Annotated in this window: 19 protein-coding genes; 4 read left to right on the top strand and 15 right to left on the bottom strand. The window is 66.6% G+C overall.

Annotation, left to right across the window (positions count from 1 at the left end; all coding sequences use genetic code 11):
* Positions 1 to 15 precede the first annotated feature (15 nt).
* From QO058_RS25300 to QO058_RS25255, 10 genes are all read right to left on the bottom strand, one after another.
* The gene (locus tag QO058_RS25300; protein WP_284173020.1) at positions 16 to 510 is read right to left on the bottom strand and encodes an HK97 family phage prohead protease; all 495 of its coding nucleotides are present in this window, start codon (positions 508 to 510) and stop codon (positions 16 to 18) included.
* 26 nt (positions 511 to 536) lie between these two features.
* Positions 537 to 707, bottom strand: a complete 171-nt coding sequence (locus tag QO058_RS25295) for a hypothetical protein (protein WP_284168969.1) — start codon at positions 705 to 707, stop codon at positions 537 to 539.
* A complete protein-coding gene (locus tag QO058_RS25290) occupies positions 704 to 904 on the bottom strand; it encodes a hypothetical protein (RefSeq protein ID WP_284168968.1) in 201 nt (66 codons plus the stop codon). Before QO058_RS25290 ends, QO058_RS25295 begins: the two co-directional genes overlap by 4 nt.
* Positions 901 to 2,073 carry a phage portal protein gene (locus QO058_RS25285; protein WP_284168967.1) on the bottom strand — a complete coding sequence of 391 codons (1,173 nt, stop codon included), beginning with the start codon at positions 2,071 to 2,073 and terminating at the stop codon, positions 901 to 903. Before QO058_RS25285 ends, QO058_RS25290 begins: the two co-directional genes overlap by 4 nt.
* 32 nt (positions 2,074 to 2,105) lie before the next feature.
* Positions 2,106 to 3,485, bottom strand: a complete 1,380-nt coding sequence (locus QO058_RS25280) for a DNA-packaging protein (RefSeq protein ID WP_284168966.1) — start codon at positions 3,483 to 3,485, stop codon at positions 2,106 to 2,108.
* On the bottom strand, positions 3,482 to 3,748 hold the full coding sequence (locus tag QO058_RS25275) for a hypothetical protein (RefSeq protein ID WP_284168965.1): 267 nt from the start codon (positions 3,746 to 3,748) through the stop codon (positions 3,482 to 3,484). The genes QO058_RS25280 and QO058_RS25275 overlap by 4 nt, the downstream gene beginning before the upstream one ends.
* 87 nt (positions 3,749 to 3,835) lie before the next feature.
* Positions 3,836 to 4,294: a hypothetical protein gene (locus QO058_RS25270; RefSeq protein ID WP_284168964.1), complete on the bottom strand. Its 459-nt coding sequence runs from the start codon at positions 4,292 to 4,294 to the stop codon at positions 3,836 to 3,838.
* A 238-nt stretch (positions 4,295 to 4,532) separates the two neighbouring features.
* Positions 4,533 to 5,114, bottom strand: coding sequence for an LOG family protein (locus QO058_RS25265; protein WP_284168963.1), 582 nt, complete (start codon positions 5,112 to 5,114; stop codon positions 4,533 to 4,535).
* Positions 5,111 to 6,493, bottom strand: coding sequence for a M20/M25/M40 family metallo-hydrolase (locus tag QO058_RS25260; RefSeq protein ID WP_284168962.1), 1,383 nt, complete (start codon positions 6,491 to 6,493; stop codon positions 5,111 to 5,113). Before QO058_RS25260 ends, QO058_RS25265 begins: the two co-directional genes overlap by 4 nt.
* An 89-nt stretch (positions 6,494 to 6,582) precedes the next feature.
* Complete coding sequence (locus tag QO058_RS25255; protein ID WP_284168961.1) at positions 6,583 to 8,118, bottom strand: helicase HerA-like domain-containing protein; 1,536 nt, start codon at positions 8,116 to 8,118, stop codon at positions 6,583 to 6,585.
* 151 nt (positions 8,119 to 8,269) lie between these two features.
* Here QO058_RS25255 and QO058_RS25250 point away from each other — a divergent pair, with 151 nt between their 5' ends.
* The 4 genes from QO058_RS25250 to scpA all read left to right on the top strand — a co-directional run bounded on the left by QO058_RS25250 (position 8,270) and on the right by scpA (position 13,809).
* Positions 8,270 to 8,656 (top strand): DUF2267 domain-containing protein, encoded by a 387-nt coding sequence (locus tag QO058_RS25250; RefSeq protein WP_284168960.1) that lies wholly within the window; start codon positions 8,270 to 8,272, stop codon positions 8,654 to 8,656.
* Positions 8,657 to 8,900: 244 nt separating this feature from the next.
* Entirely contained in the window at positions 8,901 to 10,823 is a 1,923-nt protein-coding gene (locus QO058_RS25245; protein ID WP_284168959.1) for a methylmalonyl-CoA mutase subunit beta, read from the top strand.
* Entirely contained in the window at positions 10,820 to 11,647 is an 828-nt protein-coding gene (gene thiD, locus QO058_RS25240; protein WP_284168958.1) for a bifunctional hydroxymethylpyrimidine kinase/phosphomethylpyrimidine kinase, read from the top strand. The genes QO058_RS25245 and thiD overlap by 4 nt, the downstream gene beginning before the upstream one ends.
* Positions 11,644 to 13,809: a methylmalonyl-CoA mutase gene (scpA, locus tag QO058_RS25235; RefSeq protein WP_284168956.1), complete on the top strand. Its 2,166-nt coding sequence runs from the start codon at positions 11,644 to 11,646 to the stop codon at positions 13,807 to 13,809. The genes thiD and scpA overlap by 4 nt, the downstream gene beginning before the upstream one ends.
* Before the next feature lie 28 nt (positions 13,810 to 13,837).
* On the opposite strand, the gene QO058_RS25230 is transcribed toward scpA, so the two are convergent.
* The 5 genes from QO058_RS25230 to QO058_RS25210 form a co-directional block, all read right to left on the bottom strand.
* Complete coding sequence (locus QO058_RS25230) at positions 13,838 to 14,092, bottom strand: hypothetical protein (RefSeq protein ID WP_284168955.1); 255 nt, start codon at positions 14,090 to 14,092, stop codon at positions 13,838 to 13,840.
* A 106-nt stretch (positions 14,093 to 14,198) separates the two neighbouring features.
* Positions 14,199 to 14,987 (bottom strand): ABC transporter permease, encoded by a 789-nt coding sequence (locus QO058_RS25225; RefSeq protein WP_284168954.1) that lies wholly within the window; start codon positions 14,985 to 14,987, stop codon positions 14,199 to 14,201.
* Positions 14,984 to 15,886: an ABC transporter permease gene (locus QO058_RS25220; protein WP_284168953.1), complete on the bottom strand. Its 903-nt coding sequence runs from the start codon at positions 15,884 to 15,886 to the stop codon at positions 14,984 to 14,986. Before QO058_RS25220 ends, QO058_RS25225 begins: the two co-directional genes overlap by 4 nt.
* Entirely contained in the window at positions 15,883 to 17,058 is a 1,176-nt protein-coding gene (locus QO058_RS25215; RefSeq protein WP_284168952.1) for an ABC transporter ATP-binding protein, read from the bottom strand. The genes QO058_RS25220 and QO058_RS25215 overlap by 4 nt, the downstream gene beginning before the upstream one ends.
* Entirely contained in the window at positions 17,055 to 18,149 is a 1,095-nt protein-coding gene (locus QO058_RS25210; RefSeq protein ID WP_284168951.1) for a polyamine ABC transporter substrate-binding protein, read from the bottom strand. Before QO058_RS25210 ends, QO058_RS25215 begins: the two co-directional genes overlap by 4 nt.
* Between the last annotated feature and the right edge of the window lie 144 nt (positions 18,150 to 18,293).

Here is an 18,293-nt window from a genome sequence, read left to right as displayed (position 1 = left end):
TTTTGAGTGCAGTTTTCAGGCAAAGGCAGCGTGGCTGGGCGGGCGCAGCGCCTTGACGGCGCTGACCCTTGCCTGCGGCAGCATCGGGAAGGTGACGAGCGAAATCTCCCAGAGGTCGACCTTCTCCAGGCGGCGCAGGCCGGTGCGCGGCTCGCTGCGGGCGCGCTGCGAGCGGAAGCCGATCGACAGTCCGTCGACGGCGCCGTCACGCATCAGTGCATGCAGCTCGCGGGCTCGCGCCACGGCGAGCGAAAGGCGGCCGCGGACATACAGGCCACGCGAATCCTCGCGCAGTTCGAGCCAGCGGCCGATCGGCTCGGTCGGATCATGCTGCCAGAGCATCCTGATCCCGGTGGCGCCGCGGCGGGCGAGGCAGTCGCGGAAGGCCCCGGGCTCGACCACGTCCTTGCCGAGATCGGCGATGCGGAACAGGCTGGCATAGCCCTCGAAGGCGCCATCCGGCTCGACCCTGGCCAGCGGCTGCGCCAGGAACTTGGCCTCGCGCGCCATTGACGGATAACGGGGCATGGCGGCTCTCATCGTGCCCCTCCCCGCCCGCCGCGACCATTCGGGTCGAGCTGTCCGAGCGTCTCGAAGAAGCGGCCGAAGACGTCGCGCGGCGGGCGGCCGGGACGCGGCGCGGCCACACCCGATCGCACGGCGGCCGGGGCCGGCCTGGGCGGCGATTTGCCCCCGGTCTTGCTCATGAATCCCCTCCCTCGTAGCGGGCGTTGAAGCGGGCGAGTTCGCGCACGAACTCGTCGAAGCGCCGGTTGGCGGCGATCAGCTCGCGCAAGGAAAAGAGGGCGAGCCCCGAGGCGCAGAAGGCCCAGAGCAGCAGCGCGAGATGGCCGAGATCGCCGCGTGCAACGATGCCTGCGGCAGCTCCATCGAAGGGACTCATGACGACACCTCCCGGCGGCCATAGCCGACCGCCTCGCGCTTCTCGTCCTCGTTGAGGAAGGCGGCGGCAGAGACCCGCCGCCAGAGCGATTCTCGCTCGTCCGCCAACGCCTCGATCGCATCAAGGTCCGGCTCGAGGGAGAGCACATCGCCGAAGGCCGGGCCGAGCCATTGCGCCAGCGACTGGGCCGTGCGCCGGACCAGCGGGATCAGCGTCTGGCGCCAGAAGGCGCGATTGGCCTCGGCGAAATTGGCATGGGTATTATCTCCGGGCATGCCGAGCAGTAGCGGCGGCACCCCGAAGGCGAGTGCGATCTCGCGCGCGGCGACGCCCTTGGCAGCGACGAAATCGAGCTCGGCCGGCGACAATGACAGCGGCTTCCAATCGAGCCCGCCTTCGAGCAGCAGCGGCCGGCCGGCATTGCGCGCGCCCTGGAAACCCTCCTCCAGCTCCTGCTTCAGCCGCTCGAACTGCGCCTCGGTCAGCGTGCCGCCTTCCGGGCCGTTATAGACAAGCGCACCGGAAGGCCGGGCCGCATTGTCGAGCAGCGCCTTGTGCCAGGCGCCGGCGGCGTTGTGGACGTCGAGCGAGCAGGCAGCCGCCTCGATCGGCGAGAGGCCGTAATGGTCGTCAACGGGATGGAACAGCGACAGGTGCAGGATCGGCGGCAGCGCGCCTTCGTCCTGACGGAAGCGGATGGTCTGCGCACCGACCGTATAGTCATAGGCCTCGGGCCAGCCGTCGCGGCCGGGCACCACACGCATCCGATCGGGCCGGAGCGCATAAAGTTCGCGCGGCTCGCGGCCAATGCTCGCCGCCTCGACATAGGCGTTCCCAGCGACGAGCAGGTGCCCATAGAGCATCTCGCGAAAGGCGATGCCGCCCTGGCGCGGGTTGGGCCGCTCAATCAGTGCCAGGGCCGGGTGCTCCGGCATCTCGCGCTCGCCGACCTTGGCGATCAGCTGAGTCTGCGCCGCCGCCTCGGTAATCAGCCTGACGCAGCGATGCACCACCGGATTGCGCTGATAGCCCTCGCGCGCCAGGGCGCCATAGTCGCGCGGCGTCCAGACCGGGCGCCCCGCCTCGTGCAGGGCGATCAGCGGCCCGACGCGCGAGCGCTTCTGTTCCGGCGCGGCGGGGCCGCGCAGGCTGCGAAGGAAATTGAGCATGGATTTCTCGCTGTTGTTGCGATCGTCGGGCGCTAAAGCCCCCTCACCCGCGGCCTTCCCTTCGGCCCGAGCATCAGATGCGTCAGTGCCCAGACCAGCGCGTCGAGCCGGTCGGGCGAGCGACCGGAGCTCAGGCCGGTCGAGCCGAAGTCGCACATCTCGTCCTCCAGCGCCGGAAAGGCGCCTGCATGGCGCACCCGGCCCTGCGCATAGAGTGCTGCAACCGGCTCGGCCCGCAGGAATTTGCCGCGCGAGGCCCTGACCGGCGTGACCGGCACGCCAGGATCGACCTCGCGGATGACGCTCGTCGCCATCTCGCCGCCCTGGTTGACCTCGACGACCAGCGCATCAGCCTCCAGCCGGCGATAGAGTGCGACGGCTGCTTGAGCCCATTCATGCGGCTTGGCGCCGGCGAGTGTCGCATCCGCTAGTACATGGCCGACGCCGTCGCGATCGATGCCGGCCGCCACGAGCCCGCAGGAATCGGCCCGCTTCGACGAGGAAGCCGGCGGATCGATCGCCACGACGATCCGCGCCAGCGACGGCGCCTCGCGCTCGCGACATTCTTCGATCAACGCCCGGCTCCAGAGCGCATCGGCGCTCTCCTCAACGATCTCGCCTTCGAGCTCCTGCCGGCCGAGCCGCGTGCCGCCATAGGCCTGCCGCACGCTCTCAAGGAAGCTCGGCGCGAGATTGAAGCGATTGGCGCTGGTCGCCGCCCGGCTAACGGCGACTCTGGGATCGTCGAGCAGCCGCTTGATCAAAGGCAGCGGGCGCGGCGTCGTCGTCACCACCTGGCGCGGCCGTTCGCCGAGCCTCAAGCCGAGCTGCAGCATGTCCCAGGTCTCCTGAACGTTCGGCCATTTCGCCAGTTCGTCGGACCAGGCGGCGCCGAATTGTGGCCCGCGCAGGCCTTCCGGATCTTCGGCGGTGAACACCTGCGCGATCGCGCCATTGCCCCATTCGAGCCGGCGCCGCGACGGCGACCAGACCGGCTTCTCCCAGCGATGATGGATCGCGAGCAAACCGGAGACGCCCTCGATCATGACGTCACGGACTTGCGCTTGCGTCTCGCCGACCAGGGCGATGCGACCGATGGGAGAAGTGGCAATCGGCGCGAGCCCCAGCGCCATGCCCCTTACCCACTCGGCGCCGGTACGTGTTTTCCCCGCTCCGCGTCCGCCCAGGACCAGCCATGCTCCCCAAGGCGGCAGGCGGCGGGATTTCTGGTCGAGCCGCCCCCAGAACGTCCACTCCTGTTCGACGAGCCTAACCAGCTCCGGAGGCAGATCCGGAAGCAGCTTCCGGAACAGCCTCACCTGCGTTCTCAGCGATAAGACGTTCCATGCGTCGTGCCAGCTCGCTGCGAAGCTCATCGACTCGGCGTAGTCCTTCGGCGGGGCTGGGCTCATCCTCGGACCGTCCTCCCTCCCCCCACAGCAGCAGAATCCAGCGCGACCAGCTCGCGCACGGTGCGAGCCAAGGTCGCCAGTGTCTTGGCGTCTGTCTCGCTCGCGGCCGTGCCGGCCGGCAATTCGGCCAGATGCGCCTCATGCGCCTCGAGCTGAGTCTGCGCCGCCTTCCAGAGCTTGCCGATCACCGCCTTGCGACCGCGCGGCGCGGGTTTGCGCTTTGCCGCCGGCCGAGCCGGGGCGGTATCATCTGCTTTGGACATGCCGTTTACTTTCCCTACCAAGGAACCGACCGCACGCGGCGGCCGGCAATTGTCGACAGCACCCGTTATGGTGCCGCGGTCAGAGGTTCAGCGCAGGACGGTATAGGAAAGGAAGCCCTGCCCCGGCTTGAACAGCGCGTTCTGCCCACCGGTCGCAGCAGAAGACCGGGTGCGCAGACGGAACTGCATCACCGCATCGGTCAGCGCGACCGGCAACTGATAGGAAGCTGCTCGGGTCTCCGAGTAGTAATGCTCCGCCTGATCGACATTGTATCCATTGATCGGCAGCAGGATATGACTGGCTGCGATCGAGTTGACATTGTTGGGCACCCAGGAGCTCGTGAGCAGGACCTGGGTTGCAAATTCGACATTGTAGGTAGCGGTGTTTTCGGCCTCGATGTCGGCGAACACCTGGATGATATCGCCGGCCTGCAAGTTGCTCAGGTAGAGATAATAGGGATTCCCCCATACGGTTGTACTGCCGTTGGTGATCCCGACGAGAGTATCGGCCAGCACATCCGTGCGACCATGCGCGACAACGGTCATGGCTATCTCCATGCAAATCTCGGGGCGCTCATCTGTGGGCCGCACCGGCGCTGCGCGGACATGGATCCAGATCGCAATCCAATGGATCTGCGAATGGTCGTCTCGCACCGGGACACGAAAAAGCCGCCAGCTGGGCAGCGCGGCGGCTCCGTTAGTCTCAGGCGCAATTCGTGAGCGTTCCTGATCTCTACCCGATCAGTGTCACGATGTCAAGGATAAAATTCCTATCAGATAGAGGTCAAACCTCCGACTTCTCCACCCATTTGATCTGGGTCTGCGGCTTGTAGGCCTCCATCTTGTCGAGCAAGGCCGCCGGATCGGTCTCCATCATCGCCATGTCGCGATGGGCCTGCCACATGAAGCCGGCCTTGGTGGTGTTATCGAGGAAAGCGAAGAGCGGGTCGTAGAAGCCGGCGATGTTGAGGAAGCCGAGCGGCTTGCCGTGGATGCCGAGCTGACCCCAGGTCCAGATCTCGAAGATCTCCTCGAAGGTGCCGATGCCGCCGGACATGGCGATGAAGCCGTCGGAGAGCTCGGCCATGCGCGCCTTGCGGATATGCATGGTCTCGACCACTTCGAGCCGGGTCAGCTTGTTGTGGCCGACCTCCTTCTCGCGCAGCGCCCGTGGGATGACGCCGTGGACCTCGCCGCCGGCTTCGAGCGCGGCATTGGCGACGATGCCCATCAGGCCGACGGCGCCGCCGCCATAGACCAGCGACAGGCCACGCTGGGCGATAGCGGTGCCCATGGCGCGGGCACCCTCGGCGTGGATGGGGTCACGGCCCGGACTCGAGCCGCAGAAGACACAGACGGATTTCATGAGGCGAGTGCTTGCAAGATGCGGGCCCAGGAGCGCTGGCCCTTGTGGAAGGAGGACAGATCGTACTTCTCGTTCGGCGAATGGATGCGGTCATCGTCGAGGCCGAAGCCGACGAACAGCGTGTCAAGCCCGAGCGTGCGCTTGAAGTCGCCGCCCACCGGGATCGAGCCGCCGCTGCCGATGCTGACGACGCGGCCGCCCCATTCCTCGCCCAAGGCCTTGCGCGCCTTGTGCAGGACCGGGGAATCGACCGGCACGGCCAAGGCTGGCGAGCCGGAATGGCCGATGAACTCGGCCGTGACATCCTCTGGCAGTCGCTCGCGCACGAACTGGTGGAAGGCAGCGGCGATCTTCGCCGGATCCTGGTCCCCAACCAGACGGAAGGAGACCTTGGCCGAGGCCTTGGCGGGAATGACGGTCTTCGAGCCTTCGCCGGTATAGCCGCCCCAGATGCCGTTGACGTCGCAGGTCGGGCGCGACTGGATCTGCTCGATCAGCATGCGGCCGCGCTCGCCGATCGAGTGCTTCAGCCCGACCTGGCCGAGGAATTCCTTCTCGGTCAGGTTGAGGTCGGCCCATTCGGCCTTTTGCGCATTGGTCGGCTCGTGCACGCCGTCATAGAAGCCGGGAATGGTGATCCGGCCGGTCTCGTCATGGATCTCAGCGACGATCTTGGTCAGCACATGGATCGGGTTCGCAGCCGCGCCGCCGAACATGCCCGAATGCAGGTCACGGTCGGCGGCGGTCAGCCGGACCTCCTGATAGACCATGCCGCGCAGGGTCGAGGTGATCAGCGGCGTGACGCGGTCCCACATGCCGGTGTCGCAGACCAGCGCGAAATCGGCCTTCAGCTCGGCGGCGTTGGCCTTGATGAAGCCCGGCAGGTTGACTGAACCCGATTCCTCCTCGCCTTCGACCAGGATGGTGAGGCCGATGGGCAGGTCGCCGGTCTCGGCGAGCGTGGCGCGGATCGCCTCGATGAAGGTCATGACCTGACCCTTGTCGTCGCAGGCACCGCGCGCGAAGATCGCCTTTCGCCCCGGCTCGATCTCCTTGACGACCGGCTTGAACGGGTCATTCGCCCATAGATCCAGCGGATCGACCGGCTGGACGTCGTAATGGCCGTAGAACAGCGCGTGCGGCGCGCCGGCTTTAGGCCGATGCGCCAGCACGACCGGATGGCCGCCGGTCTCGCGCAACTCAGCCTTGAAGCCGAGCCCTTCGAGATCGGCACGGAGCCATTCGGCCGCCTGCCGCGTCTGCGTATCGAAGGCCGGATCGGTCCCGATCGACGGAATCTCGAGCCAGGACGAGAGACGGGCCAGCGACGTGTCGAGATCGGCGTCGAGGCGGGAGAGGATGGCGGGAAGCTGGGACATGGGCGCTCACTGGAGGCTGATTCCGGTGGCGCCATCATGCCTAGTCGCGCGGACGATACCAGCCGTCCGCGCGCATGGCGGGAAACGGATTACCGCCGCCCGCCCGTCAGCGAGCCAAGCACGCCGCGCAAGATCGCGGTGCCGACCTGCCGGCCGATCGAGGTCGCGGCCGAGCGCGCCGCCGAGGTGATGATCTTCTCCGTCATGCTCTGCGGTAGGGGACCACCGCGCGAGCCCGGGCCGGTCTTCGGGCGCTCCTTCGGGCCGCCGAGCCAGCCGCCGATGGTGTCGAGGATGCCGCCGCCACCTTCGGTCGACGCCTCGACCGGCGAGCCGTCGGGCTTCATTCCCTTGCGCTGCATCAGCGCCTCATAAGCCGACTCGCGGTCGACCATCGTGTCGTATTTGCCGGTGAAGCCGGAGGCGCGCATGCATTGCGTCCGCTCCTGCGGCGTGATCGGCCCGACCTGCGCCATGGGCGGGGCGACCAGGCAGCGCTCGACCATGGTCGGTGAGCCCTTGCCTTCAAGCGTCGAGATCAGGGCCTCGCCGACGGCGAGCTGGGTGATCGCCTGCTCGGTGTTGATCTTCGGGTTCTGCCGGAAGGTCTCGGCCGCAGCCCTGACTGCCTTCTGGTCGCGCGGCGTGAAGGCGCGCAGAGCGTGCTGGACGCGGTTGCCGAGCTGGGCCAGCACCGTATCGGGGATGTCGAGCGGGTTCTGCGTAACGAAATAGACGCCGACACCCTTGGAACGGATCAGCCGCACGACCTGCTCGACCGCCGTCAGCAGCGCTTTGGGCGCGCCGTTGAAGAGCAGATGCGCCTCGTCGAAGAAGAAGACCAGCTTGGGCTTGTCGAGATCTCCTACCTCCGGAAGCTGCTCGAACAGCTCGGAGAGCAGCCAGAGCAGGAAGGTGGCGTAGAGCCGCGGATTGGCCATCAGCTTGTCGGCGGCCATGATGTTGATGATGCCGCGGCCGTCGCGATCGGTCTTCATCAGGTCGTTGATGTCGAGCGCCGGCTCACCGAAGAACAGGTCGCCCTTCTGATTCTCCAGCACGAGCAGAGCGCGTTGGATCGTGCCGACAGAGGCGGAGGTGACGTTGCCGTATTTGGTCGTCAGCTCCTGCGCATTCTCGGCGATGAAGGCGAGGATCGCGCGCAGGTCCTTGAGGTCGAGCAGCAGCAGCTTCTGCTCGTCGGCGATGCGGAAGGCGATGTTGAGCACACCCTCCTGGGTGTCGTTGAGATCGAGCAGGCGCGCCAGCAGCAGCGGTCCCATCTCCGAGATCGTGGCGCGGACCGGGTGGCCCTGCTCGCCGAACACGTCCCAGAACACGGTGGTGAACTGGTCGGGTTCGTATTTCAGCCCAAGTTCCTCGGCGCGCTTGACGAAGGGCGGCTTGGAGTTGCCCGGCGCTGCGATACCGGATAGGTCGCCCTTGATGTCGGCGGCGAAGACCGGCACGCCATGCTTGGCGAAGCCCTCCGCCAGCACCTGCAGCGTCACCGTCTTGCCGGTGCCGGTCGCGCCGGTGACCAGGCCGTGGCGATTGGCGAGCTTGAGCAGCAGCACCTCCGGCTTCTCGCTCTTGCCGATCAGGATCGTGCCGTCATCCGCCATGGTCGCGCCTGTTCCGTTGCCATAAGGTCGTGGAACGGGTGTAGCGAAACGGGAACTGGGGCGGAAGCATGAAGATCGCTTCCATCCGAGATAGTTTATGTGTAAACTATCTGGTAGAGCGTTTGCAGGCTCGACATCAGAGGACCGGACGATGGATGAACTGATCTCCCGCATCATGGCTGCTTCCGGCCTCGACGAGTCGCTGGCGCGCAAGGCGATCGGCATCATCCTCGCCTTCCTGCAGAAGGAAGGTCCGGCGGCCGAGATCGGCCAGCTGATGGCGGCGCTGCCGGGCGCGCAGGAGCTCGCCGAAGCCGAAGGCGGCGCCAAGGGCGGGCTGCTCGGCACGATCGGCGGCATGATGGGCGGTGGCGGCGGCGTGATGGCGCTCGGCGGCCAGCTGATGGGCGCCGGCCTTTCCATGGGCCAGATCCAGAGTGTCTCGAAGGAGATGTTCGCGGTCGGCCGCGAGAAGGCGGGCGAGGACACGATGGGCGCGATTGTGGGCGCGATCCCAGGCCTCGGCCAGTTCGTCTGAGCCGAAGCACAATTCCGAAATACGGCAACGCCGCCCCCATCGGGCGGCGTTTTCGTTTGCAGGCATAGGAGTTTCCTTGGCCGGGATAGGCATTTCGGCACGGCTTTCCGACCAACGAGGCATTTGCGTTCGCGCCGAGCCATGGCAATCAGGACTTCGCGGTTGCACAATGGACCGCCAATTGGCGTGTGTTCCATCGCCTGACGGGAATGGCGGAGGAAAGCGTGCAAGGAGTTCGTTGCTGATGACCTCGACAGTCCTCGCCGACCTGTCCTTCATGGACGCCTTCCCCACGCCGGGCGAAGCGCAGTGGCGTGCCGCTGTCGACAAGGTGCTGAAGGGCGCCGATTTCGAGAAGAGGCTGGTCGGGCGGACGGCGGACGGTGTTCGCATCGAGCCGCTCTACGAAGCCGCGGCCGAGCCGAGCTCCCGCCCCTTGCGCGCCCAGGCCGGGCGTTGGCGCGTTGCGGCACGCGTCGATCACCCTGATGCCGCCGAAGCGGCAAGGCTGGCCCTCGCCGAGCTGGAAGGCGGCGCCGATTCCCTCAGCCTGAGTTTCGCCGGCGCGCCCGCAGCGCGCGGCTTCGGCCTCAACGCGACCTCTGTAGATGCTCTCGACGCGGCGCTCGACGGCGTCATGCTCGATCTCGTTCGCCTGCGCCTCGACCCTGCTCCGCGAGGCCGCAAGCATGCGCTGCTGCTGGCCGATCTCGTCGCGCAACGCGGTTATGCGCCCTCTTCCCTCCAGATCGATTTCGGCATGGAGCCGATCGGTGTGCTCGCGAGTTCGGGGGCGCTGGCAGTGCAATTGCCCGAGCTCGGCAAGCGCATTGCCAAGACGATCGCCACACTGAAGTCCCGCGGCTTTATCGGCCCATTCCTCGCCGCCGATGGCCGGGTCTGGCATGAGGCCGGCGCGACCGAAGCGCAGGAACTCGGCGCCGTGCTGGCGACGGCCGTAACCTATCTGCGCCTGCTGGAAGCTGAGGGGGTCCCGCTCGCCGAGGCGCGCGACGCGATCTCCTTCACCCTCGTCGCCGATGCCGACGAGTTCGTCACCGTCGCCAAGCTGCGGGCGGCGCGCCTGCTCTGGGACCGGGTGCAGCGCGCCTGCGGGCTCGATCCCAAGCCCGTCTTCATTCATGCGGAGACGGCCTGGCGCTCGCTGACCCGGCGCGATCCCTGGGTGAACCTGCTGCGCGGCACGATCGCCGCCTTCTCGGCCGGCGTTGGCGGGGCGGATTCGATCGGTGTGCAGCCCTTCACCGCTGCGCTCGGCCTGCCCGACGGTTTCGCCCGCCGCATCGCCCGCAATACCCAGCTGATCCTTCTGGAAGAAGCCAACCTCTGGCGCGTCGCCGATCCGGCCGCCGGGGCTGGCGGCTTCGAGGCGCTGACGCAAGCGCTATGCGAGCAGGGCTGGCGCAAGTTCCAGGACCTCGAGGCCGAGAGCGCCGATGGCCTCGCCGGCATCGTCGCCGCCCTCGCCAACGGCCATATTCAGAAGGGTCTTTCGCGCGAGCGCGACGCCCGGGCCAAGGCGATCGCGACCCGGCGCGAGCCGATCACCGGCACGAGCGAATTCCCGAACCTGTCGGAGTCCTCTGTGTCGGTGCTGGCGACACCGCCAATCGCGCCCCCCGAGCGCACTGTCGGCCACGCGATCACAATCGAAGCCCTGCCGAGCATCCGTTTGGCCGAGCCATTCGAGGCGCTGCGCGCCAGTGCTGACATTGCCGAAGCCGCCGGCGAGCGGCCCAAGGCCTTCCTCGCCACGCTAGGGCCGATTGCCGGCTTCACTGCCCGCTCCGGTTTCGCCCGCAACCTGTTCGAGGCCGGCGGCATTGCCGCTCCCTCAGGCGACGGCTTCGCCCAGGCGGGCGCGACCGATCTCGACGCACTCGTCGCAGCCTTCCGAACCTCAGGCGCGAAGCTCGCATGCCTCTGCGGCTCCGATGAAGCCTATTCGAGCGAGGCGATCCGGGCTGCAACAGCACTGACCGCAGCCGGCGCCACGATCTGGCTTGCTGGCCGCCCAGGCGAGCAGGAGGCGGCGCTGCGCGAGGCCGGCGTGACGAATTTTGTCTTCGCCGGCTGTGACGCCATCGCCGTGCTGCAGGAAGCGCTGGCGATCGCCATATCCCCGGTCAGCACCAGCAAGGGATGATCATGCCGACCGCGCTCACCATCGCCGGCTCCGACTCCAGCGGCGGCGCCGGCATCCAGGCCGACCTCAAGACCTTCGCCGCACATCAGGTCTATGGCGCCAGCGTCATCGTGGCGCTGACCGCGCAGAACACCACCGCCGTCACCGCGATCCATCCGGTGCCGGCCGATTTCGTCGCCGCGCAGCTCGATGCCGTCTTCGATGATCTCCAGGTCGATGCGGTCAAGATCGGCATGCTCGCCACCGCCGAGCTGATCGAGACCGTTGCCGATGGCCTCGAACGTCATGGCGCGAAGAATATCGTGCTCGATCCGGTGATGATCGCGGCCTCCGGCGGGCGCCTCCTGCAGGAGGACGCTATCGAAGCGCTGAAGCGCCGCCTGCTGCCGCTCTGCACGATCGTCACGCCGAACCTGCCCGAGGCAGCCGCCCTGCTTAGAACCGCGATGGCGGAGACCGAAGATGCGGCCGCCGAACAGGCGGAGGCGCTGCTCGCGCTTGGGCCCGCCAATGTGCTGGTCAAGGGCGGCCACGGCACCGGCGAAGACAGCGTCGATATCCTGATCGGCAAGGACGGTCGGCGGGAACGCCTGGTCGCGCCCCGCATCGCCACGCAGAACACCCACGGCACCGGCTGCACTTTGTCCTCGGCGATCGCCTCGGGCCTCGCCCACGGCATCGCGCTGAACGAGGCGGTGGTGCTGGCCAAGCGCTACATCTCGGCCGCGATCGTCGCCTCGGACGCGGTCAAGGTTGGCCACGGCCACGGACCGGTGCATCATTTCCACCATTGGTGGGACAGACCAGACGGGAGCAAGCCATGACCGCGATCCCGGATTTCACGAAGCTCGCCTTCGCCGACACGGCAGCCCGCGCGAGCGCCCCTCAGGCCACAGGCGACCTCTGGCAGACCCCGGAGGACATTCCGGTCAAGCCGCTCTACACGGCCGCGGATCGTGACGGCCTGCCCTTCGTCGGCACGCTTCCAGGCATCGCGCCCTATCTGCGCGGCCCCTACCCGACCATGTACGTCAACCAGCCCTGGACGATCCGGCAATATGCCGGCTTCTCCACGGCGGAGGACTCCAACGCCTTCTACCGGCGCAATCTCGCCGCCGGCCAGAAGGGGCTTTCGGTCGCCTTCGATCTTGCCACTCATCGCGGCTATGACAGCGACCATCCGCGCGTCGGCGGCGATGTCGGCATGGCCGGCGTCGCGATCGATTCGATCTACGACATGCGCACCCTGTTCTCCGGCATCCCGCTCGACCAGATGAGCGTGTCGATGACGATGAACGGCGCCGTCCTGCCGGTGCTGGCGCTCTACATTGTCGCGGCGGAAGAACAGGGCGTGCCGGCGGCCAAGCTCTCGGGGACCATCCAGAACGACATCCTCAAGGAGTTCATGGTCCGCAACACCTATATCTACCCGCCCTCGCCCTCGATGCGGATCATCGGCGACATCTTCGCCTACACCTCGGCCAACATGCCGAAGTTCAATTCGATCTCGATCTCCGGCTACCACATGCAGGAGGCCGGAGCGACGCAGGACCTCGAGCTCGGCTACACGCTCGCCGATGGCGTCGAGTACATCCGCGCCGGCCAGCAGGCGGGCCTCGGCGTCGACGTCTTCGCGCCGCGGCTTTCCTTCTTCTGGGCCATCGGCATGAACTTCTTCATGGAGGTGGCGAAGCTCAGGGCAGCGCGGCTGATCTGGGCCAAGCTGGTCAAGGATTTCGGGGCGCAGAACGAGAAGTCGCTCCCTTTACGCACCCATTGCCAGACCTCGGGCTGGTCGCTGACGGCGCAAGACGTATTCAACAACGTGCCACGCACCATGATCGAGGCGATGGCGGCGACGCAGGGGCATACCCAGTCGCTGCACACCAATGCGCTCGACGAGGCGCTGGCGCTGCCGACCGATTTCTCCGCCCGCATCGCCCGCAACACCCAGATCGTCCTGCAGCAGGAGAGCGGCACGACCCGGATCATCGACCCCTGGGGCGGCTCCTATTATGTCGAGCGCCTCACCGCCGAGCTCGCCGCCAAGGCCTGGGGCCATATCCAGGAGGTCGAGAAACTCGGCGGCATGGCCAAGGCGATCGAGGCCGGCATCCCCAAGCTCCGGATCGAGGAGGCCGCGGCCAAGACGCAAGCGCGTATCGATGGACGCCAGCAAGCGATCATCGGCGTCAATATCTTCAAGCCCGAGAACGAAGCGGCGATCGACGTGCTCAAGGTCGACAACGCCTCGGTCCGCACCCAGCAGCTCGACAAGCTCCGGCGGCTCAAGGCCGAGCGCAACGAGGCCGAGACGCAAGCGGCCCTCACCGCGCTGACCAACGGTGCACAAGGCGACGGCAATCTGCTCGATCTTGCGGTCAAGGCGGCGCGGGCGAAGGCAACCGTCGGCGAGATCTCGCTGGCGATGGAGCAGGTCTTCGGGCGCCACCGGGCCGAGATCAAGTCGATCTCGGGCGTCTACAAGCGGGAGGTCGGCGAGATGAACCCTGCGGTGACGCGCGTGCAATTGATGTGCGAGGCCTTCGAGGAGGCGGACGGGCGCCGCCCGCGCATCCTCGTCGCCAAGATGGGCCAGGACGGCCATGACCGCGGCCAGAAGGTGATCGCCTCTGCCTTCGCCGATCTCGGCTTCGACGTCGATATCGGCCCGCTCTTCGCCACGCCCGACGAAGCGGCGCGCCAGGGCGTCGAGAACGACGTCCACATCATCGGCGTTTCCTCGCTGGCGGCCGGCCATCTGACGCTGGTGCCGGAGCTCAAGGCGGCACTCGCCAAGGCCGGCCGGCCCGACATCATGATCGTCGTCGGCGGCGTGATCCCGCCACAGGATTTCGACGCCCTGATCGAGGCTGGCGCCAGCGCGATCTTCCCGCCCGGCACCGTCATCGCCGACGCCGCCGAGAAGCTGCTGGAAGAGCTCAACCAGCGCCTGGGCTACGCGCAGAAAAGCGCGGCGGAGTGATCCGCCGCGCTCCGTTGGCTTTCATCACTCACCAACCGCCACGCCAGCGCTGGTAGTACCGCGGCGGCGGAGGCGGCCCGTAGAAGCGCGGGCGATCATAGTGGCGGCGCCAGCGCGGAACGCCCCAGTAGCCATAGGCGGGCGGCGCGCGCCAGCCATAGCCGGGACCGTCATAATAGGCCTGCTGGATCAGGACGCCTGCCTCGGCCTTGCTGGGCGATGCCGCGCTGATCCCGAGCGCGGCGGCAGCGATAAGGCCGGCGGAGGCGAGGGTGCGGAACATCTTGATGTCTCCTCTTGCCGGAGCAGGAAGGCCTCCCGCTCTGGCACGCACCATCGCGCAATCAGGCTGAACCGGGTTTGAGCAGGATGTTCAGCAGGCGTTTAGGTCAGCGCCCCGCCAGCGCGTCCCGCTTCATCAGCAAGGAAGCGCCGATCACCGCCACCGCCACCGCTGCGATCATGATCGTGCAGGCGGCGTTGATCTCGGGCGTGACGCCGAGGCGGATCGCCGAGTAGAGCCGCATCGGCAACGTCGTCGCGCCCGGCCCGGTGGTGAAGCTCGCGATGACGAGATCGTCGAGCGAGAGCGTGAAGGCCAGCATCCAGGCGGCGGCGACGGCCGGCCAGATCAGCGGCAATGTCACAGTTCGGAACGTTTCCATCGGCGTCGCACCGAGATCGCGGGCGGCTTCCTCCAGTGAGCGGTCGAAGCCAGTGAGCCGCGCCTGCACGACGATGCAGGCGAAGCCGAGGCTGAAGGTCGCGTGGGCGATGACGACGGTCCAGTAGCCGCGCTCGACATCGCCGGCGACGAACAGCAGCAGCAGCGACAGGCCGGTGATCACCTCCGGCATCACCAAGGGCGCCATCACCATGCCGGAGAACAACATCCGACCGGTGAAGACGCGATAGCGCGCCAATGCCAATGCCGCGAGCGTTCCGAGCATCGTCGCAAGCGTGGCAGAGACCAGCGCGACGCGGATCGTCAGCCAGGCGGCGTCGAGCAGCGGCTGGTTGCTGAAGAGCGTTCCATACCAATGCGTCGAGAAGCCGCCCCAAACTGTGACCAGTCGCGAGGCGTTGAAGGAATAGGCGACCAGCGCGACGATCGGCAGGTAAAGGAAGGCGAAGCCGGCAACGAGCGCGGCGAGGTGGAAGGCTCCAAAGCGCTTCATCGAGTCGCTCCCCTCGCCCGCTGCAGCAGCATCAACGGCAGGACGAGGACGACGAGCAGCACGATCGCCACCGCCGAGGCCAGCGGCCAGTCGCGATTGGAGAAGAACTCGTTCCAGAGCACCTTGCCGACCATCAGTGTGTCGGAACCGCCCAGCAAATCGGGGATGACGAACTCGCCGATCGCCGGGATGAAGACCAGGGCCGAGCCGGCGAGGATGCCGGGAATCGACAGCGGCAAGGTCACTGTCAGGAAGGTGGTGAGCGGCGTCGCGCCGAGATCGGAAGCCGCTTCCAGCAAGGTGCCGTCCAGCTTCTGCAAGGTCGAGAACAGCGGCAGCACCATGAAGGGCAGGTACGAATAGACCATGCCGATCAGCACAGCGGCATCAGTGTTGAGCAGGCGCAAGGGCTCAGCTGTCAGCCCGATCCCCATCAGCGCCATATCGAGCAGGCCGTCCGGCCGCAGGATGCCGATCCAGGCGTAGACGCGGATCAGGAACGAAGTCCAGAACGGCAGGATGACGAGGACGAGCAGGATGCCCTGCCAGCGCTTCGGAGCCAGCGCCATCGCATAGGCGAGCGGGTAGCCGATCGCGAGCGCGATCAGCATGGTCAGCGCGGCGATGCGCAGCGAGGAGAGATAACTCTGCCAGTAGAGCGAATCGTCCCCGAGCAGGCGGAAGTTCTCGAGATCGAGCTGGCCCAGGAATTCGCCGAGCTGGCTGATGCCGGAGAAATGCGGCGCGTAGGGCGGCTGGTCGGTCGCGGCATCCGACAGCGCGATCCTGAGCACGATGACGAAGGGCACGAGGAAGAAGGCGAGCAGCCAGAGGTAGGGAATGGCGGCGACCAGCAGGCCGCGACCGGTCCCGCTGCTTCGGGGAACCGGCGTGCTCACGACGCCAGCACCATGCCGGCTTCGACGTCCCAGGAGAGCCAGACCTTGTCTTCCCAGGCGAAGGGCTGCTCGATCCGCCTGGTGCGGTTGGTCAGCGAGATCTTGAAGAGCTTGCCCTCGTCGCCGCCGACCATGACCTGGACCATGGTCATGTCGCCGAGATAGCCGATGTCCCAGATCTCGCCGGCGACCTTGTTGACGCCCTGCCCCGGCTCGTCATGGCTGAGCGTGATCTTCTCGGGACGCAGACCGATGGTGAGTGCGTCGCCTGGACGGCAGCTCGGCGCATCCTCGTCGAGCTCGATCACGCCGAGGGTTTGGCTCTCCAGCGTGACGAGATCGCCAGCGACGGCCGTGACCCTGCCCTCGATCAGGTTGATGTCGCCAACGAACTCGGCGACGAAGCGGCTGGATGGCGCCTCGTAGATCAGATCCGGCGGCGCGATCTGCAACAGCCTGCCATGGTCCATCACCGCCATGCGGTCGGCCATGGTCATGGCCTCGTCCTGGTCGTGCGTGACGACCATGAAGGTCAGGCCGAGATCGGCCTGGAGGTCCATCAGCTCGTATTGCGTCTCCTCACGCAGCTTCTTGTCGAGCGCCCCCAACGGCTCGTCGAGCAGCAGGAGCTTGGGCTGCTTGACCAGAGCACGCGCGAGCGCGACGCGCTGGCGCTGGCCGCCGGAGAGCTGGTCCGGCCGGCGCTTCTCCATGCCCTTGAGGCGGACGCGCCCGAGCATGGCGTCGACACGTTCGGCGATCTCAGCTTTGGGCAGGCCCTCACGCTTCAGTCCATAGGCGATGTTGTCGCTGACGCTCAGATGCGGGAACAGCGCATAGGACTGGAACATCATGTTGACCGGCCGCCGATGCGGCGGCACGGCCGTGATGTCGACGCCGTCGAGCAGGATCTCGCCCTCGTCGGGCTGCTCGAAGCCGGCGAGCATGCGCATCAGGGTGGTCTTGCCGCAGCCGGACGGTCCGAGCAGCGCGAAGAACTCGCGCTGATGGATCGCAAGCGAGAGCCGATCGACAGCGACCACCGCACCAAAGCGCTTGGTGACATTGCGAAACTCGACCAGCGGCTTGGCCGCAGGGTCGTTCCAGGGCTGGAAGTCGCGCCGGACGCTGCCCGGCGAGGCGCGCCTTCCACCCGCCTCCGGCCGGTTCACCTGCCGCTCTTGACGCGGGTCCACAGCCGGTTGACCACCCGCTGCGTCTTCTGGTCGTAGGGCGTGATCGTGTAGAGCCGGCCCATCACCGCATCCGGCGGATAGATGCCGGGATTGTCGCGGACCTCGGCCGAGAGCAGCGGCTTCGAGGCGATGTTGCCGTTGGCATACTGGATGAAGTCCGAATTCTTCGCAGCCATGTCGGGACGGTTGACGAAGTCGATGAACTTCAGCGCCGCCTCCTGATTGCCGGCATCCTTCGGGATGACGAAGGAATCGAACCACATCAGCGCGCCTTCCTTCGGGATGGAGTAGGCGATCTCGACCTTGTTCTTGGCTTCGCTCGCGCGTTTCCTGGCCTGCAGCACGTCGCCGGAATAGCCGACCGCCAGACAGATATCGCCGTTGGCGAGCGCGTTGATGTACTCGGACGAGTGGAATTTCTGGATGTGCGGGCGGATCTTGCGCAGCAGCTCACCGGCCTTGTTGAGATCGGCCTCGTTCTTTGAATCGGGATCGAGCCCGAGATAGCGCAGCGCCGCCGGGAACATCTCCTCGACCGCATCGAGCACGTGCACGCCGCAATTGGAGAGCTTCTTCAGCTTCTCCGGATCGAAGACGACGTTCCAGCTGTCGATCACGGCGTCGTTGCCGAGCCGCTCCTTCACCTTGGCGACGTTGTAGCCGATCCCGGTGGTGCCCCACATGTAGTTCACGGCGAACTTGTTGCCGGGATCGTATTTCGACAGGCGTTTCTGGATCTCGGGCCAGGCATTCTTGAGGTTCGGCACCTTGGCGGTGTCGACCGGCGTATAGAGGCCGAGCGGGATGTGCCTGGGCAGGAAGGACGCTGTGACGACAACGAGGTCGTAGCCGGTCTTGCCGGCGAGCAGCTTGGTCTCGACCGTCTCCATCTGGTCGAAGGTGTCGTAGACGACGGTGATGCCGGTCTCTTTCTTGAAGGCGTCGAGCACCTCAGGATTGACGTAATCCGACCAGTTGAAGATGCGCAGTTCCTTGTTGTCCTGCGCTCCTGCCGGGCCGGCCGCGAGAGCGAGCCCGAGAGCCGCCGCAGCGGCCAACCTATGCATAACCGACGCCAAAGTGCGCAATCTGCCCCTCCTTTAGATTTCGCGGGCGCACGCTAGCAGCTTGTGGCCAAGCCTCAACCTCGATTTCGTGATCGGCGACGCTCCGTCGCGCCTTGTGGCGCCGGGGTCGCGCCACCTATTTCC

It is taken from the genome of Bosea vestrisii (assembly GCF_030144325.1).
Taxonomy (GTDB): Bacteria; Pseudomonadota; Alphaproteobacteria; order Rhizobiales; family Beijerinckiaceae; genus Allobosea; species Allobosea vestrisii_A.
The sequence above is the reverse complement of the archived record's forward strand: the minus strand, read 5'-3'. Positions and strand labels throughout refer to the sequence as shown.

Coding starts and splice junctions, on each gene's coding strand:
- QO058_RS25250 (WP_284168960.1), top strand. CDS start 8,270: ATGGATGAACTGATCTCCCGCATCATGGCTGCTTCCGGCCTCGACGAG.
- scpA (WP_284168956.1), top strand. CDS start 11,644: ATGACCGCGATCCCGGATTTCACGAAGCTCGCCTTCGCCGACACGGCA.
- thiD (WP_284168958.1), top strand. CDS start 10,820: ATGATCATGCCGACCGCGCTCACCATCGCCGGCTCCGACTCCAGCGGC.
- QO058_RS25295 (WP_284168969.1), bottom strand. CDS start 707: ATGAGCAAGACCGGGGGCAAATCGCCGCCCAGGCCGGCCCCGGCCGCC.
- QO058_RS25230 (WP_284168955.1), bottom strand. CDS start 14,092: ATGTTCCGCACCCTCGCCTCCGCCGGCCTTATCGCTGCCGCCGCGCTC.
- QO058_RS25265 (WP_284168963.1), bottom strand. CDS start 5,114: ATGAAATCCGTCTGTGTCTTCTGCGGCTCGAGTCCGGGCCGTGACCCC.
- QO058_RS25275 (WP_284168965.1), bottom strand. CDS start 3,748: ATGTCCAAAGCAGATGATACCGCCCCGGCTCGGCCGGCGGCAAAGCGC.
- QO058_RS25300 (WP_284173020.1), bottom strand. CDS start 510: ATGGCGCGCGAGGCCAAGTTCCTGGCGCAGCCGCTGGCCAGGGTCGAG.
- QO058_RS25285 (WP_284168967.1), bottom strand. CDS start 2,073: ATGCTCAATTTCCTTCGCAGCCTGCGCGGCCCCGCCGCGCCGGAACAG.
- QO058_RS25280 (WP_284168966.1), bottom strand. CDS start 3,485: ATGAGCCCAGCCCCGCCGAAGGACTACGCCGAGTCGATGAGCTTCGCA.
- QO058_RS25260 (WP_284168962.1), bottom strand. CDS start 6,493: ATGTCCCAGCTTCCCGCCATCCTCTCCCGCCTCGACGCCGATCTCGAC.
- QO058_RS25245 (WP_284168959.1), top strand. CDS start 8,901: ATGACCTCGACAGTCCTCGCCGACCTGTCCTTCATGGACGCCTTCCCC.
- QO058_RS25290 (WP_284168968.1), bottom strand. CDS start 904: ATGAGTCCCTTCGATGGAGCTGCCGCAGGCATCGTTGCACGCGGCGAT.
- QO058_RS25255 (WP_284168961.1), bottom strand. CDS start 8,118: ATGGCGGATGACGGCACGATCCTGATCGGCAAGAGCGAGAAGCCGGAG.
- QO058_RS25225 (WP_284168954.1), bottom strand. CDS start 14,987: ATGAAGCGCTTTGGAGCCTTCCACCTCGCCGCGCTCGTTGCCGGCTTC.
- QO058_RS25270 (WP_284168964.1), bottom strand. CDS start 4,294: ATGACCGTTGTCGCGCATGGTCGCACGGATGTGCTGGCCGATACTCTC.
- QO058_RS25210 (WP_284168951.1), bottom strand. CDS start 18,149: ATGCATAGGTTGGCCGCTGCGGCGGCTCTCGGGCTCGCTCTCGCGGCC.